General features: G+C 51.6%; 15 protein-coding genes, 4 pseudogenes and 3 other annotated features. Of the genes and pseudogenes, 14 read left to right on the forward strand and 5 right to left on the reverse strand.

Translation table 11 applies throughout. The annotated features are described in order from the left end of the window. Positions 1-698: 698 nt before the first annotated feature. Positions 699-1509, reverse strand: a pseudogene (locus JMJ16_RS09450) (IS6 family transposase). Positions 1510-1628: 119 nt separating this feature from the next. Here JMJ16_RS09450 and JMJ16_RS09455 point away from each other — a divergent pair. The 8 genes and pseudogenes from JMJ16_RS09455 (at position 1629) to JMJ16_RS09490 (ending at position 8274) form a co-directional block, all read left to right on the forward strand. Then, positions 1629-1778 (forward strand): hypothetical protein, encoded by a 150-nt coding sequence (locus JMJ16_RS09455; protein ID WP_201380644.1) that lies wholly within the window; start codon positions 1629-1631, stop codon positions 1776-1778. A gap of 186 nt (positions 1779-1964) precedes the next feature. Further along, positions 1965-2783: pseudogene (locus JMJ16_RS09460) on the forward strand (IS6 family transposase). A gap of 289 nt (positions 2784-3072) precedes the next feature. Continuing rightward, entirely contained in the window at positions 3073-3444 is a 372-nt protein-coding gene (locus tag JMJ16_RS09465) for a hypothetical protein (protein WP_201380646.1), read from the forward strand. Between the two features lie 316 nt (positions 3445-3760). Continuing rightward, on the forward strand, positions 3761-4309 hold the full coding sequence (locus JMJ16_RS09470; RefSeq protein WP_201380648.1) for a DUF2690 domain-containing protein: 549 nt from the start codon (positions 3761-3763) through the stop codon (positions 4307-4309). Positions 4310-4546: 237 nt separating this feature from the next. Beyond that, a complete protein-coding gene (locus tag JMJ16_RS09475) occupies positions 4547-5419 on the forward strand; it encodes a nitroreductase family deazaflavin-dependent oxidoreductase (RefSeq protein ID WP_201380650.1) in 873 nt (290 codons plus the stop codon). Between the two features lie 347 nt (positions 5420-5766). Further along, on the forward strand, positions 5767-6780 hold the full coding sequence (gene fgd / locus JMJ16_RS09480; RefSeq protein WP_201380652.1) for a glucose-6-phosphate dehydrogenase (coenzyme-F420): 1014 nt from the start codon (positions 5767-5769) through the stop codon (positions 6778-6780). 501 nt (positions 6781-7281) lie between these two features. Next, complete coding sequence (locus tag JMJ16_RS09485) at positions 7282-7713, forward strand: DUF6640 family protein (protein ID WP_201380654.1); 432 nt, start codon at positions 7282-7284, stop codon at positions 7711-7713. 36 nt (positions 7714-7749) lie between these two features. Beyond that, positions 7750-8274: a hypothetical protein gene (locus JMJ16_RS09490; protein WP_201380655.1), complete on the forward strand. Its 525-nt coding sequence runs from the start codon at positions 7750-7752 to the stop codon at positions 8272-8274. On the opposite strand, the pseudogene JMJ16_RS53895 reads toward JMJ16_RS09490, so the two are convergent. After that, a pseudogene (locus JMJ16_RS53895) lies at positions 8255-8437 on the reverse strand (IS6 family transposase); the annotation flags it as partial. The gene JMJ16_RS09490 and the pseudogene JMJ16_RS53895 overlap by 20 nt on opposite strands. A gap of 251 nt (positions 8438-8688) precedes the next feature. After that, positions 8689-8835, forward strand: a sequence feature (23S ribosomal RNA rRNA prediction is too short). 20 nt (positions 8836-8855) lie between these two features. After that, positions 8856-9015: a sequence feature (23S ribosomal RNA rRNA prediction is too short), on the forward strand. 25 nt (positions 9016-9040) lie between these two features. Then, positions 9041-9185: a sequence feature (23S ribosomal RNA rRNA prediction is too short), on the forward strand. Between the two features lie 97 nt (positions 9186-9282). Here JMJ16_RS53895 and JMJ16_RS09495 point away from each other — a divergent pair. The 6 genes from JMJ16_RS09495 (at position 9283) to JMJ16_RS09520 (ending at position 13833) form a co-directional block, all read left to right on the forward strand. Beyond that, entirely contained in the window at positions 9283-9543 is a 261-nt protein-coding gene (locus JMJ16_RS09495) for a hypothetical protein (protein WP_201380657.1), read from the forward strand. Between the two features lie 147 nt (positions 9544-9690). Further along, on the forward strand, positions 9691-10068 hold the full coding sequence (locus JMJ16_RS09500; protein WP_201380659.1) for a hypothetical protein: 378 nt from the start codon (positions 9691-9693) through the stop codon (positions 10066-10068). 453 nt (positions 10069-10521) lie between these two features. After that, positions 10522-11883 carry a glutamyl-tRNA reductase gene (gene hemA / locus JMJ16_RS09505; protein ID WP_201380661.1) on the forward strand — a complete coding sequence of 454 codons (1362 nt, stop codon included), beginning with the start codon at positions 10522-10524 and terminating at the stop codon, positions 11881-11883. Then, positions 11828-12781 (forward strand): hydroxymethylbilane synthase, encoded by a 954-nt coding sequence (gene hemC, locus JMJ16_RS09510; RefSeq protein WP_201380670.1) that lies wholly within the window; start codon positions 11828-11830, stop codon positions 12779-12781. The genes hemA and hemC overlap by 56 nt, the downstream gene beginning before the upstream one ends. Then, positions 12774-13073 carry a uroporphyrinogen-III synthase gene (locus tag JMJ16_RS09515; protein ID WP_201380672.1) on the forward strand — a complete coding sequence of 100 codons (300 nt, stop codon included), beginning with the start codon at positions 12774-12776 and terminating at the stop codon, positions 13071-13073. The genes hemC and JMJ16_RS09515 overlap by 8 nt, the downstream gene beginning before the upstream one ends. A 280-nt stretch (positions 13074-13353) precedes the next feature. Continuing rightward, a complete protein-coding gene (locus JMJ16_RS09520) occupies positions 13354-13833 on the forward strand; it encodes a GNAT family N-acetyltransferase (RefSeq protein ID WP_201380674.1) in 480 nt (159 codons plus the stop codon). Positions 13834-14100: 267 nt separating this feature from the next. Here JMJ16_RS09520 and JMJ16_RS09525 read toward each other — a convergent pair. The 3 genes and pseudogenes from JMJ16_RS09525 to JMJ16_RS09535 all read right to left on the reverse strand — a co-directional run. After that, positions 14101-14778, reverse strand: a pseudogene (locus JMJ16_RS09525) (transposase); the annotation flags it as partial. 316 nt (positions 14779-15094) lie between these two features. Continuing rightward, the gene (locus JMJ16_RS09530; RefSeq protein WP_201380678.1) at positions 15095-15868 is read right to left on the reverse strand and encodes a DUF5694 domain-containing protein; all 774 of its coding nucleotides are present in this window, start codon (positions 15866-15868) and stop codon (positions 15095-15097) included. A gap of 229 nt (positions 15869-16097) precedes the next feature. Next, a complete protein-coding gene (locus JMJ16_RS09535) occupies positions 16098-16295 on the reverse strand; it encodes a hypothetical protein (protein ID WP_201380680.1) in 198 nt (65 codons plus the stop codon). Positions 16296-16357: the final 62 nt, after the last annotated feature.

Genomic DNA, 16357 nt, shown 5'->3' on the forward strand with positions numbered 1-16357 from the left:
CGTTCCTCCACTGCGAGAAAAGCAGGCAAAAGCGGGCCTGACGATTGCCCGGGGATACCATGAACAGGCTGGGAGCTTGCTTCTCTTGGCAGCCGCCGCCGAGACCGGCCTCCTCACACGGTTGGAACAAGCACTGCCACCTGCTCCAGATCCTCACTGTCTTCCTCTGGCAGGCAGTCCAGCGGTCCGCCAACGTCTGATGCTCACCCTCCTGTTTCTGGGGGCGGTTGGACTCCAGCGCACGTGGGACCTGCGCGGCTATACCGCCGATGGCTTGGCCTTGCTCACCGGTCGGACGCAAGCCTATGGCTATCGATATACCGAAGCGTTTTTGTCACAGGTCGCTTGCGCCGATGGAGCCGAACGCTTCACCAATACGCTCGGCTCTTGGGCCACGCACCTCTGGCATCCCGTTGAAACCGCAGCAGAAGCTGAACACCCACACCATCTTCAGGCGCTGACCTGTTATCTTGATGGGCACCGCAAGCCGGTCTACAGTGACGTTCTGCTCCCTCGTGGACTCGTTGGGCGTCTCGGCGTCGTCCTGGGATGCCGAGCACTGCTGTTATTGCACAATGCCCAGGGGCATCCTCTCTTTGTGACCACCCATCGGGGCGACCAGCATCTCACCACGAGCGGTTGTGTTGCAAGAAATGAGAAGAAACAAGATGAGCGTGGAATGCCTCTCCTTGTTCAGCTTAGACAACAACTCCAAAGAGTCTGGCGACTAGTGCGGCCTGCCTTTGTACATCGCCTTTGTTCACTCCTTGTACCTGCCCCTTCCTCAGCATATTCATCACCTCGAAGCCTTGTACGGTTCGCCAGGCTGTTTCGAAGGAGAAACAGCCCATTCCTGGCTTGGTCAAGCGTTTGATGAACCGGTGGTCTTGCTCGATCAGATTGTTGAGGTATTTCACTTGCCGCAGTTCCACGTGTTCAGGCAGCACTCCGGCTGCTTTAAGCCCAGCAATCGCTTTGGGATAGGCTGCGTTCTTATCGACATTGATCACTCTTGGGATCATTCTGCGGACCTCAAAACGAGCAGAAGCGGTGGGTTGAACCGCATCCTCTGCCGAGGGATCTTTCATGAGCTCCAGGGGCAAACGGTCTTGAGGGGGAGAACACGTTGTGCGTTGCAAGGCTTTGAGGAAGAAGCCTTTGGCAGCCTCGGCATCCCGCGTTGGGCTCAGGAGAAACTCGAGCGTATTTCCTTCAGAATCCACTGCGCGATAGAGGTACATCCAGACTTTCTTGACTTTGATGTACGTCTCATCGACTTTCCACGAATCATTCCAGGCTTTCAGGTGAAGCCGACAGCGTTTTTCCAATTCTGGAGCAGAGTGCTGAACCCAGCGATAGATGGTCGTATGGTCGATGGATAGGCCCCGCTCCCGCATCATCTCCTCGAGATCTCGGTAGCTTAAAGCATACCGAAGATACCAACGAACACAGAGCAAAATGAGCTCCGCTTCGCGCATGACGCCATTTGAACAGTTTGGCATTTTCCATGACAGGGCCTCTCTTCAGAAAATAAGCCCAAGCTTATCGCATTGGCGTCATCTTTGCAACACAACCAGGGGGAGCGTTCAGGGATCGTGTGCTTTCTGCCACATCCTGAGTACCGGAATATGACAAACCAGCAGATAGCGAGTGGGTTAGCAGCACAGCAAATTTATGTCGTGGCACGTGCCGGTGCTGTGCGCATTTCACCACATTTCTACAACACCATCGAAGAGATTGATGTGGTGCTCAATACTCTTGAGGATTTGAAGAAATAAGCTCCATTGAGAACAAAGATACCTCCTGACAGATTTTTACAGCCCTCCTCGTTCTCCCTCCAATTTACAAGATTTCAGTGAAAGAAGCCAGATAGAGGGAAGCGTCAGAATTCAGACGAAGATTTGGCTTGGGAATAGTTGATGAGGTATGCTGATGGCAACGTCTTACCTCATGAGGAGGAATTCTTGAATTGTCCACACTGTGCTTCAGCTACCACGAGGGAACAGACCAAGAAAACCGCGCTCGGATATCAGACGTTCCGCTGCTCAGATTGTAAGCAAGCTTTTAACGAGCGGACAGGAACTCCGTTCAACTTTCTTGAATATCCTACCGATATCGTTCTGCTCGTTGTGCTGTGGCGACTCCGCTATAAGTTGAGCTTGCGAGATCTCGCGGAAATGTTCCTGGAGCGCGGCTGGGAGTTCACTCATGAAGCGGTTCGGGAGTGGGAAGCACGGTTTGCACCACTGATAGCAGAGCATCTGCGGACCAAGCGAAGCGGACAAGCAGGGTTGTCCTGGTATGTCGATGAAACGTACGTCAAGGTCAGGGGAAAGTGGTGTTCCCTCTATCGTGCCATTGATGCAGATGGCAACTTGGTTGATTCGCGTCTCAGTGAGAAGCGAAATATGGAGGCCGCCAAGCGCTTTTTTCAGCAAGCACTCTAGATGGTTGGCCATGCGCCTGAGCGAGTCACAAGCGATGGGCATGACTCCTATCCTCGTGCCATTCGCGAAACCTTTGGTAGTGCGGTCACCCATCGCTGTAATCCCTATCTGAACAATCGATTGGAGCAAGATCACCGGGGCATCAAGCAGAGGTACTATCCTATGCGAGGCTTCGGAAACTTCTCTTCAGCAGCGCGTTTTTGTCGTGCCTTTGATGAGATGCGTCAGTTCTTTCGCTTCCGCACAACCATGAAACAACACGTTTCCCTCGCAGACCAACGTCGCTTGTTCTGTCACAGATTGGATACCTTGAAGGCTATCGTTGTAATAGCCTAAACACAGAGAAGGAGTGGATCGCCGTATCAAGCACAACTTTATCGCCTCTCACATTCTCAGTTCTGACATATCCCTTTTCTCCTACATTTTTGCTACCCAAATGATATACTTCACCAAGATGAGCGATTGGGTAGCACTCGCATTAGTCAGTTGGAGCAACGGCGAGTGGATGCCCAAGCGTAAGCCCAAGTGGGCAGTCTCCTGAAAATCTTGGTGTTGCCAGCACTCGCTCCGTTCACGAGTTCAGCGCACAAACTCATCATCGCCTCTGGCACGGTAAGCAGTACGAATGAGCATCTATGGCAAACAGGGTGCCCGGAACTACGCTCAGGAGTTGCGCAGGCGTTACTTACTCCCACCTCCTACACCCTTTTCTTTTGTCGAGCAGGGCAGCCTCCTGACCAATAGCCATCTCGCCAGCATTGATGCTCTTGGTGATAATCAACCCTATAACACATCCTTTGATACAGGTCTCCTCACCTGGTTGAGTTCCATACTGAGAACAGAGCTCAAAGGTAGAAGATACACGACTAGAGGAAGGGCAATGCACATTTATGAAATTCGTGTCCAGGGACAACTTGACCAGCACTGGTCAGCATGGTTCGACGGTCTGGCGATCAGCTATGTCGCTGAAGAGGCACGATCCTGCATGGACCACTGATGGATAAAGCTGCACTGCATGGGGTATTGAGCAAAGTACGTGATCCGGCTTTACCCCTACTCGGAGTGAGCCGGGAAGTGGAGAGCATGATTGCTGCGCGCTCCACTTATCGCCAAGATCACACATGGTGATCTTCACTCAGCCCTTTGGGCATCGAGAAAGGATGTTTGTATGCAGATACCTTCTGGCTGGTTCCCCTCCTAGGGAACACACTCCTTTGAGCGAGCTACCCCTTCACGAGAGCAAGCCCCGGAAGGATCCCAATGACACAGCCTCACTCGCCCCAAGTCCATTCCAGTCGAGAGTATCAATTGTAATGAAATATGTAGAAAGCAAAGGAAAAAGAATGCTCACTCTCAAACGTTTCATGCTGTTAGGACTGATGCTCGCCATGCTCAGCACCCTATTCGTTTTTACTACTAAAGCTGGAGTAGCCTCCGCTCATACGACTACCACAGCACACGCTGCGGCAAGCTGTTACAACACAAGCTGTGATGGGAAAAGTCCACTCTCAGGTTGCGATATTGATGCAGTCACAAAACATACGGCAACAAGTGGCGATTTAGGAGGAGGATTGAAAGCAACGGTGTCCCTTCGCTATAGCGTCGCGTGCGGATCTGCGTGGGCTCAAGTGGTGTTTAACAAACCACTGACGAGTCCACACGGTGGAAATGCGACCATCAAGCGGAATAACGATGGAAAGTCTTATAGCTGCGCCTCAGCGAATGGCAATGGACTAGTTGCAGTCACTCAAACATCGTGTTTTAGCGCCATGGTGGGTGATGCTTACTCGAATACTGCCTTTGCATCTGCCCAGTATTATACAGGAAGTTTTCATACGGTAGCGACCACCGCATCGTATTAACCTCTCTAAGGTAGATGCAGCTACGAGACTCGCCTACACTCATGGAAGCGGGTCTCAAGCTCTTTGCGGATCGCTCCGAGATCATGATGTTGCTGCGACTCCGAGGAAAAGGAGAGATTGCCAGCGTTTTCTGGCATACAGCAAAATGCATTCATTGGTATCCTCAGATCCATAAAGAATTTCTCTTGTGTTCTTCTACCAAAGCTCACCAAAACGAGAAGGCAAAAGGAGTGTTTCATGAAAGCGGTACGTCTCATCTCATTGGTCGTACGAATAGCTTTGATGGCTACCATGGGGCTGGGATTGGTATTCTGGATAGCCCAAATATTTCTTTTGAGCGAGCTTCTGGCTCTCCTTGCTCAAATAGATTTTACAAGCGTTCATGAGGGATTGGGCATCATTGGAGTCCTCGGCCTGTTCATCCTTGGAAGTGTGGCAGCTTTCACCAAAGGAAGCAGGCTGCTTGGCCTGGGGAGCATGATCTATGCGCTTCTGGTGCCTGTCTTTGGAATATCACAAACCCGAATTTTGCCAGGCAATCTGCACTGGCTTATCCGGACTGCCCACTTGCTGGTAGGAATCGGAGCTATGATACTGGTTTACAGAATCCAAAAACGCTACCAGTATCTCAAGCAGAAAGGAAATGGAATGAATTCTGAAAAATTTCCCGGAAAGCCTTACTCTCCAATCATGGCCAGGCTCGCTCGTCTCGCCACGGCCGCGCATGTTTCTCTCTATCGTCTCAGCGGTGGCAAGATTGCGGGGCGGGCACAAAACATGCCAGTCCTACTCCTAACCACCACTGGACGCAAGAGTGGAAAGCAACATACAACACCTTTGATATACCTTACGGATGGGAATAGTATCTTCATTGTTGCTTCAAATGGAGGTCAGGGAAAACTTCCGAACTGGTGGCTCAATATGCGCAAGAGCAAAGAGGCATGCATAGAAATTGGAAGCAAACAATTCCAAGTGCGTGTCCAGGAAGCGGTTTCAGACGAGCGTCAGCGACTCTGGTCACTCGCAGTTGCCAGTTTCCCTGGATATGCGAAGTACCAGCAACGAACCTCCCATCCCATTCCCCTAGTCATCTTACGTCCCCTAGCATAGCGTAGACATGGGCATGCTGATCCCTCAGATATGCCAGAAATACAGTCAACTTGAGGAGAGCCAAATATCACGGGCCTACTGAGTAGGCGCACAGCATCTCTATGTTTGCATTAGCTCGTTGTAGCTACGCGAAAAGAGAATGCAGGGGGAAGGTATCGTTAACTTCAGGCAAGGTTCAGACGGAGCATAAATCAGTGTGAAAAAAGAAGGTGCTGGCTCAGGGTGAATACACCTGCATCTGTTTCAGCCAAGGCTTACCTTCATCTGTTGAACGTCTTACGCAACATTCCTGTACTTGATAGCACTTATACTTTTGTTCTCTTCCTATGGAAGGAGTTTCTTTCTATATGGTAAATGCACCTTTGAAGTTTGGCTATAAAGCATCGGCGGAGCAGTTTGGACCGCGTGAACTGCTCGACTTTACCGTAGAAGCGGAAGATCTGGGTTTTGATAGTGTCTGGATCAGTGACCACTTTCAGCCGTGGCGGCACACGAACGGCCACGCGCCCTTCGCTCTTTCCTGGCTTGGTTCGGCGGCTGAGCGCACCAAGCGCATTGTACTGGGGACCAGCGTACTCACTCCGACCTTCCGCTATCAGCCTGCCGTGGTGGCACAGGCGTTTGGAACGCTGGGTTTGCTCTATCCGGGCCGCTTCATCCTGGGCGTTGGCTCCGGCGAGTCGCTCAACGAGGTCGCGGTTACGGGCATGGAGTGGCCTGAAGCCAAAGTCCGCCTGGCGCGCCTGCGCGAATCGGTTCGCCTGATCAAGCAACTCTGGAACGAGGATACGGTCACCTTCGATGGCGAGTTCTACCATACGCGCAACGCGACCATCTATGACAAGCCCAAGCAGCCTGTGCCTATCTACATTGGCGCGGGTGGCCCGGTCGCCGCCAAGTCTGCCGGGCGCGAGGGCGAGGGTTTCATCTGTACCTCTGGCAAGGGTGACGAACTCTATCGTGAGAAACTCTTACCCGCGATGGAAGAGGGCGCGCGGGAGGCTGAGAAAGATCCCAACAGCATTGAGCGCACTATCGAAGTCAAGGTATCGTTTGATACGAACAAGGAGCGAGCGCTGAAAGATACGCGGATCTGGGCTGCGCTGGCCCTTCCCGCCGAAGATAAAGTGAGCATCCACGATCCACGTGAAATGGAAGAAAAGGCGAAGACCGTCGAGGATCAGGCGCATCGTCGCTGGCTGGTCTCAAGTGATCCCGATGAGCATGTGGAGCAGATCCGACCCTATATCGAACTGGGCTTCAGACATCTGGTCTTCCACGCACCCGGTGATGACCAGTCGCGCTTCCTCAAGCCTTACGCGAAAGAGATTCTCCCACGCCTGCGCCAACGCTGGGGTTAAAGCCATCTCATACCATATTCGTTGATATCTCCATAGGCTTGGTCGAGCTTCGACCTCTGTGTATTCGCTCCTGGAGAGAGTGTAGCCCATCGCCAGCCCATTTTCATCAAAGGCGGTGTCCCGCAGAGGCATGGAGATTTGTGCATTAGCTCGATCGGACCATTGATGTTGCGTCTCGATGCCGTCTGGAGCAAGAGGCTGGACGGATCCTGCTTGCTTGTTTCCCATCCAAGGAAGATGTTTCCCAAGCAATACAGGATTGATCACCTTATTGCATTTTCTTCCGGGAAAGCAAGTTTTCACATATCACGTCAAGACAGAAGGACGACCTGTCGCTCTAATGAAGAGCTAAGAGTAGGCTTCTTTGGGCTCCAAACCTATCAACTTTCTGGCACAGGCTTGAGCAGACGGCAGAAGACCGGCGCGAAAAGTAGGACAAGATGTTAATGGCATTGGTGTCAAAGAAACACCAATCATCTCTACACAAGGAAGGAAAACACGATGGATCTTTGGATGTTGATAGCAAAAGCACTGGTAAGCCTGGTGGCAATTGCAACAGCGCTAGGAGGGGCATTAGCTGATCTGGTGATTCCTGCGACAGCGAAGCAGCATATGTCCAATCCCCACTGGCCGCCACATGCCAAATTTCACAACGGCCAAACGATCTGGCTGGGTATCTTTCTGGGGCTGCTCGCGCTCTGGTTGCTCTGGTATCCTGGGGAGGCTTCGCAGATTCAATTTCATATGGGAGTTCTTGTCGCAGCGCTCTACTGGCTTTCCATGCTAGGAGCAAGCCTGCTTCCAGGAACCCGATGGATCGACCCGGAATTTGAAAAGGGATCGCCCTCTGCTATGAAGGTGGCTCCGCAAATGCGCCTCATGTTTGCTCTGCTGGCAATCTTGCTGGCGAGTGAGATTCTCCAACTTCTCTAGTGCAGGATTACGAAACCTTTTCGGAAAGGGTTAAATGTGATTCATAGTCGCACCCATAATATGCACAGACGCGGCAGGCCAATTATTGCAATTCGTTTTAAAGATGAGGTGGTTCGCTCAAAAACCACTTTTACAGTAGGCGACTCACTTGGGATTTTAGACGGCCCAATGGGGTCCAATGGGTTTTCTATCCCCAATGGACTTCCAGCACCAGTGGAAGACCCAAATCACAGAGTGTTTAACGTTTCTAAACTGCCTTTTGATAATCCTATCAAATATAAGCAAACTCCTGCTGAGACAAGATCTTATGTAGAAGCACAATATCATGGAGGGATCACAAAAAGAGATATAGCAGAAGTCATTTTTCACGATCTTAATGTCGTTGTTGCTCGATCTGACTTGCTTAGACTGTTGCTTGACCATAAAATCCCTTATCACTTTGCTCCCACTCAGCATAGCTCACTGGAAGGATATGTCAGAACTGAGAATGTGAGAGGCGATAAAGTTGTGCTTGATACGGCGATCCACTCCTTCTCTGTGTTTAGGCTATTACAACGATAGCCTTCAAGGTATCCAATCTGTGACAGAACAAGCGACGTTGGTCTGCGAGGGAAACGTGTTGTTTCATGGTTGTGCGGAAGCGAAAGAACTGACGCATCTCATCAAAGGCACGACAAAAACGCGCTGCTGAAGAGAAGTTTCCGAAGCCTCGCATAGGATAGTACGGTATTGTCAACTTAATTGAAATTGTAGATCTTATATAAGAGAAACAGACCTCAAAGTGGGGATTGCGCCCTTTTTCTTGCCTTAGTTGCTAGAGAATTCTGGCTGATGTGGCATCGAAGTGGTGAAAGCTCATCAACAAAATTTTTTTAGTTGACAATATCAGGACATGCACATTCTCTGCATCAATGATTCTTATGCCGTCATTACCCGCTCCATTTTCTCAGCTCAAATTTTTTTTGCAACACTACCCCCAAAGGTTCCCTCAAGGTGGATGGACATCACCCTCTGGAGAGTGTAAAGGCACAAGAGAGCTTGACTGTGAGGCAGACACGCCGAGCAGGGACGAAAGTCGGGCTTAGTGATCCCACATTCCCGTGTGGAAGGAGTGTGGCTCAACGGATAAAAGCTACCCCGGGGATAACAGGCTTATCTTGCCCAAGAGTTCACATCGACGGCAAGGTTTGGCACCTCGATGTCGGCTCGTCGCATCCTGGGGCTGGAGTAGGTCCCAAGGATTGGGCTGTTCGCCCATGAAAGCGGCACGCGAGCTGGGTTCAGAACGTCGCGAGACAGTTCGGTCTCTATCCGTCGTGGGCGTCGGAAAAGTGAGGGGAGTCATCTTCAGTACGAGAGGACCGAGATGGCTTGACCGCTAGTGCGCCAGTTGGGGGGCCTCCCCCATGGCTGGGTAGCTATGTCAGGAAAGGAAAAAGGGGTTCTATGTGGCAAATCATCTGCTTATGTTTACCTGCAACGACAGAAAGCGAACGACAGCGCTTCTTTGCGCTCTTCAGTGACGTATTGCATACTTGTGGTCGTGGGCCGACCGAGATGGATTTGAGCTTGTTTTTTTTGCATACACTCTCGCCACAAGAGGCGCTAACAGTGCTGGAAGAGCGGCTGGAGCTGGTGGTGCGCTCACTGGAACTCATGAGGCAGCAGCCAGCGGCAGAAAGTATACGGGATATCAGACAATGGATGATTGACGATCACCTGCGTACCCTGCTGGCGGCCGAACGCGAGTGGCTTACGCATACCATTGCTCACTTACAGAGCTTGCTACTCGATCAAGATCCGATCCGACCTTACGCCACTGCTAAATGAGAACATTCTTCTCCTGATTGATGTTCGTCTCGTTCGACACAAAGAAAGGAATAACGATGCACGTATCTTCTCAAAGAAAGGAATAACGATGCACGTATCTTCTCAAAGAAAGGAATAACGATGCACGTATCTTCTCAAGGAATACCTGTGGCTCGACGTTGGGAGCAAAATCTCTACCTGCTCCTGTCCAGCCTGATCCTGCTAGGCATCTTGATACAGGGCTTTCTCATTGGAACCTTGATGTTTGCAGGCACGATCTGGGGACGAACAGCACATGGAGTCCTAGGATTGCTGCTGCTACTGCTGACGCTGTCGTTGCCATTGGCAGGACTGCTGGCGCGGCTGTCCAGCAAGATGATCATTTTGAGCGCCGTGCTTTTTATGCTGACTCTGATCCAAGTGATGCTGGCAGGCTTCAGTAGAAGCGCCCCGTTCCTGGCCGCTCTCCATCCGGCCAATGCCATGCTGATGTTTGGTCTGAATGTGTTCCTGATCATTCAAGGGTGGCAAATGATGAGGAAGTAGCCTCAAACAGCAAGAGTGATTCCTGATGACAAGGGAGAGCATCGTAGGCATCGCTGGAGACCAATCTGGTAACAGGAGGCTATCTGCTGTATGCCAAAAATAGGCAATAGAGGACCTTTGTTCTATAGCATAGCCCTGTAAAGGTCGTTTGGAGTCTGGTAGAAGAGGTAAAAAAGAGTATCTTTATGTTGCTACCCTCGTTCAACCTGGCTCCTGTCCTAGCCATTGAAATGGCTTCCGAAGCTCATCCACATCCCTGTTGCCTATTTTTGGCAAGGATCTTAGAGTTCCCTCAGCTTCACCCGCCTGAAGCGGGTCACGTCGATGGCGCCCACCTGAGAAAAAATAAGGGATTTTACCGATAGGAGATAGTGCTAATAGGACTTGACGATTTTCTGAAATTCGCTAAAATCTACATAGACACTTAAATTTTTGAGATTTTTGAGGTTTTTCATGGATATTGTTGTTGTTGGTGCCGATCACACGACAGCACCTATTGCGTTGCGTGAGCGCCTTTCATGCTCCGCGCGCCAGGTTCCTCAAGTGCTGAGTGCGGCGCGCCAGATTTCGCAAGAGAGTGTGCTGCTTTCAAGCTGTAACCGCATCGAGCTTTACGCTGTATGTGAGGATAAAAAGCAAGGAATTGCCGACGTATTGCGTGTATTGAGTGAATCGCGGGAGGTAGCAGGCGAGGAACTCCTCGAGCACTGCTACACTTTCACCGGCCAGGAAGCCGTAACTCACCTCTTTAGCGTGGCTTGTGGTCTTCGCTCTCTTGTTCCCGGTGAACCTCAGATTCAAGGGCAGGTCGTAGACGCGCTGGAAATTGCGCAGGGCGCGGGCCTGAGTGGCCCCATTCTCTCGGCGCTTTTTCGCGCCGCTGTCACGACCGGGAAACGTGCGCGCAATGAGACGGGTATCAGCCGCAACGCCGCCTCTCTTAGCCACGTTGCCGTGCAACTAGCACGTCATCTCTTTCCCAGGCTTGAGGAGGCGGCCGTTTTATTGGTTGGCTCGGGCCAGATGAGTGAACTGGCGGCGCGCAATCTCTATGACAATGGGGCGCATAATTTGACGATTGTCAATCGCACCTATGAACATGCCACGGAACTGGTCGAGGCGATAGGCGCGAAACATCGTACCTTTGCTGAGCTACTCCCAGCGCTAGTAGATGCCGATGTAGTAATTAGCTCGACGAAGGCTCCACGCGCCCTTATTAACCTGGATATGATGCAGCAGGTTATGGCCAGACGTGCCGGCCGCCCGCTCTTACTGGTTGATATTGCGCTTCCTCGTGATGTCGAACCAGGGGTCGCTGACCTGCCTGGTGTGCATCTTTATAATATAGATGATTTGCAGTCTGAGGTGGACAGAGGTATTCATTTGCGCTGGCAAGAGGCAGAGCATGTGCGTGCAATCATCGTACACGAGGCCGAGTCCTTTGAGCGTTGGCTCTCTTCACTGAGCGTGGTAGGCACGATCAGTGATATGCGTAAACAGGTCGAACTGTTGCGCCAGCAGGAACTCGCTCGCACACTGCGTCAGCTCTCTGCCTCGCTCTCGGAGCGGGAAGTGGCGGCTATGCAAGAATTAACCCATCGCCTTGTCAATAAAGTTTTGCATACACCGACGTTACGTTTGAAGGACGCGGCCGCAGGTGGGCAGGGACATGTTTACGCCGAAGCTATGCGCTATTTCTTTGCATTGGAAGATGAGAATGAAACGAATCACGCTAGGAACACGAGCCAGCAAGCTCGCCATGATACAGACCCAGTCGATCATCGAGCGGATACATCAGCAGTGGCCGGACGTTGAAATCGCGATTGAGCAAATTCGCACCACAGGCGACCGGGTGACAAGTATGCCGGTTTCGCGCATTGGTGGCGATGGTGTATTTGTAACTGAAATAGAGAACGCGCTTCAAGAGCGGCGCATCGATATCGCGGTGCATAGCCTGAAGGATCTGCCAACCGCGCAACCCGAGGGGCTCTGTGTGCTTACGCCAGGACCGCGCGAAGATGTGCGTGATGTGCTCGTATCAAATGGGACACTGCGTATTTCCGCGCAGGGCGTTCTGGAAGGGACAACGCCTGGGCGCGCGCCTCGTATCGGCACCTGTAGTCTGCGGCGTACGGCGCAGATTCGTCATCTCTGTCCAAATGCGGAGATCCTCTCGCTACGTGGGAACGTCGATACACGCCTGCGCAAGCTTGAGGCTGGCGAGTATGACGCGATCATCCAGGCGGCTGGGGGGCTGCATCGCCTGAACCTGCAAGCCACCCTGGAAGGGAGGCTCAGTTATTTCCCGGTCGCGCAGATGTTGCCCGCGCCAGGACAGGGCGCGCTGGGCCTGGAGATTCGCGACGAGCCGGATTTTCGTGAACTACTGGCTCCTTTGCAGGATCGGAATGTCCAAGCGGCAACGAGTGCCGAGCGCATGTTTATGCGTCGCCTGGGCGCGGGGTGCTATCTCCCGGTCGCGGCCCATGCCCATATCGTCGATGAACGCCTGGTGCTGCGCGGACTGGTAACGAGCCTGGATGGACATCGGCGGATTCTCGTGCAGCAGGAGACGGGCTGGAATGAGTATGGCATCCTTGAGAATGCCGAGCGCTTGGGCATTGAACTGGCCGAGAAAGCGCTCGCGCAAGGTGCGCATGCTATTATAGCTGAGATTGATGGAAGTCGCGTGCAGGAGCAGCAACATGTCTGAAATGCAGGCATCCACGCTACCTTTACAGGGTAAGCGTATTCTGGTCACGCGTACACGCAAACAGGCCTCCGCCTTTAGCGCGCAGCTGCGTGCGCTGGGAGCGCTGCCTGTCGAGTTCCCTACCATTCGCATTGAACCCCCGCAGGACTGGAGCCAGTTAGACGCTGCGCTGCGCCGCCTATATGGCGCTGGGCCGTCTCTGGCGTATGATTGGCTGATCCTGACCAGCGCGAATGGTGTCGCCATCTGTATGCAACGCTTGCGTGCACTGGGTCTATCAGTGTTTTTCTAACGGAAAAGTATTATGTACCATATAACTGAGGCTGAGCTTGTCCGTTTTTTCTTCTCTGCGTTTAAAAACTGGATTTCTCTCTTCACTAGCAGGCTTTGTCAGATATCGAGCGTCTCATGAGGCTTCGGGCTTAATGCAACGGAATGAACATTTTCAAGCAGTGTGCAATGGCCTCTAGAGCCGATTTATCAAAAGCTCATACGTAGTTATATGGTACATAATACTTTTCCGTTAGAAAAACACTGATAGACCTATACCTCTCGAAAGGATGGTTCATAACATGAGTATTTTACGCCATTTAGAAGTAAAAGATCGCAGCACAATTATTCGAGTAGTAGACGAATGGTGGGGAGGGCGGCCAATGGCAGGCCTTCTTCCGCGGCTCTTCTTCGAGCATTTCCAGCCAACAAGCTTTGTGATTGAGGAGGATGGAAAGCTTCAGGCTTTTCTGGTAGGCTTCCGTTCTCAGACAACACCAGCGGAGGCATATATCCATTTTGTCGGTGTGCATCCTGGCGCACGAGGCAAAGGTGTTGGTCGCAGCCTCTACGAACATTTCTTTGAAGCTGTACGCCAGCTTGATTGCACCGAAGTGCACGCTATCACCTCTCCAGTAAATAGAGGATCAATTGCGTTCCACACCAGCATGGGCTTCGAGATTCTGCCGGGGGACGCGGAAGTTGATGGGATCGCAGTCACCACAAACTATGACGGATTGGGCAGCAATCGTGTCCAATTTCGGCGCTACCTGGAAAAATAGAAATCATCGATGATGTGAAATCTGTTTTCAGTCGCATCATGGGCTTTGCCTGACCGGGGCCATGAGCCGTTTCATGCTGGGATTTACACATAGACTCTTCGCCATATGAGTGTGGGTCTCCCGCTCTTTTGATGAGAAATACTGACTGCTTACTTGACCAGTAGAGGGAACTCTAAGATCCTTGCCAAAAATGGGGTTTGCCCACAGTAGGAACAGAAAATCGGAATAGGAAAACAGCCCAAAAATCCTAGAACGCCGGTCGAGAAATCATGTGGCAGCCTGAAGCTCAGCAGAAAGCTGCTGGGAACGAGCCAGAACATGGAGATTGTGGACGACGGCACACCGGCGCAGGTCGAACAGATTTTTACGCGCTCCCCGATAGCGGGCTCGTCGGCCTTGCCACCGGCCAACATGGGCAAGCGTATGCTCAATGGCGACCCGCTCGCGGAGCTTGGCCCGTCCTTCTGGCGTAAACTGACGTTCTCGTAACTCGATCAACAAGGCTTCATCGGGGTGGATGCTGACACTGCGTCCTTTGGCACTGGTCGTGCATTGCATTTTCAAGGGACACTGAGCGCAGATATCTTTGGGGAAGTGAACCACGCCACCAAGTACAAAAGGCATCTCCTGTTCTGCTGGGCAGCGAATGATCTGCTGCTCCCAATCCAGAAGAAACATCTGCTTGGAGAAGCGTTTCCCCTCGCGCGCAGGCCAGGCTTTACAATAGATCTCCACCTCGTCACTTCGCTCTTGTACCAGATGGCTACTCAAATAGGCCCGATCGATATGTAGTTCCTTCAATGTTACCAGTTGCCGCTCCAGATCTGCGCTGATGTCTCTGGTGACACTTGCTTCCGGTACATTGGCAGGCGTGATGCCCACCGCACGGATCAAACCGGTATCCAGATCGTGAAGCACATGGCGTTTGTATCCATCCACACGCACGAAACCGACCTAAGACCTTGTTGACACATATTGTTCGCATTCATGGCGATAAAAATCTTGCCTGGACAACGAGCAGATGCTTTTTTCTCAACTGAACAGAAATGCATGTCAAAAATACCAGAAATTCGAGTGTGAAAGCAACACGCTTTTTTACATTTACTGACGCATCCACCGCCCAAACTCGAAATTGGCTCATAAATTCGCCCCAAAAAGTTGAGCGCATCATCTTATGGGTTTCTCTCAAAAATCATGTCCGAGAGCCACTATTTAGGCGAAGAATCGCGCCAAACGGTAAAGTTATGGCCCTGTAGACTCTTTATAAATGTCGCCCAGCCGTCTCAAGCTCGTAGAGTCCGGAGTCACGAATGTACTGGCTGAGCAGCGGCACATGTCCGGCACCATAAATCACCAGGACACGGTCCTGCGGCGAGGTGATGATACGTGTGAGGTTGACGAAGATCCTCAGGTTGCGTGCATACCAACCCTGCACCCAGCCGATCCCCACATATTGTTTTTCTCCACCGACGCGTGCCATCGTCAGGTATACCTGGTGATTATGAGATAAATTGGTTGGATCGTTGAGCTCCAGCAACTGTTGGCGCACCGTCATTTTGCTCAGACGCTCCTGTGCCTCCTCTAGATGCCGCTGACTATCTCCCATGAGTTGCTCGTAGATCTTAGGCTGATACTTTTGCGCAAACTCGAAGACGACCTCCATGCCATGTTCATAGCCAATCGCCTCATTCCAGTCAATAGCATAGACCTCTTCGTGCCGACACTCGGCAGCGATGCGAAAGCCGAGCTGATGGCGCTCGTTTGCGGTAAGCTCAAAGGTCCCGGCGCGATAGCGGCGATACAACTCGTTGAGATCATGAGATTGCTCAGTAGGCACCTCCACGGCTATTTTGGTTGGCTGGAAGCGTTTAAGATTGTCTATGCATTCCTGGATTTCGCTCTGCCTTTTAGGGGCGAGCATATCGTCATGCTGCACATTAAAAACGTCGCGATTGGGATTGCTCCAATGCCTGCATCCCAGGAGCAGGACGACAGGTCGTGCATTCTTTCTCGTACGTTGGTTTTGGAGAGACATAAGATGTGATCTCCTTTTTTCTTCGTTCTTGTTCCAGTTCCTATTCAAATGAGAGCTATGGTACCTTGCGCAAATTTTTGTTTGTTGAAGAGCCTGTAAAATGGCAAGGTCTGCAAAAGCGTCATGGGCAATGCTGAAGACAAGCAGATTGGCTAAATCTTGAGAAGATAGCCGTGAAGCAAGGTCGACTCTTTGCTGAGAGGGGCTCTTTTCTTTTTACTGATACATATCATTGCCCAATTCTCCTGACTTCCGCATATTGTCCCGTTCTGGCAACGAATTCAGTCAACCCGTAGACCAGAAGCGGCCAGGCAAAGACGGTAAAGGAACTCCCAAAGTTGGAAATCGTCTGACCCGCCCAAAATTTCCAGAAGTCATGTCTTTGGGCGAGGATCGGAAGCCTGAGAGAGAAACGATATCCTGACATAGAGCACTCCTTCGTTCGCAGAACCATCAAGCGGTACCTGTACCATGTCTCGCCTCAAAGAG

Source organism: Ktedonobacter sp. SOSP1-52 (assembly GCF_016587395.1).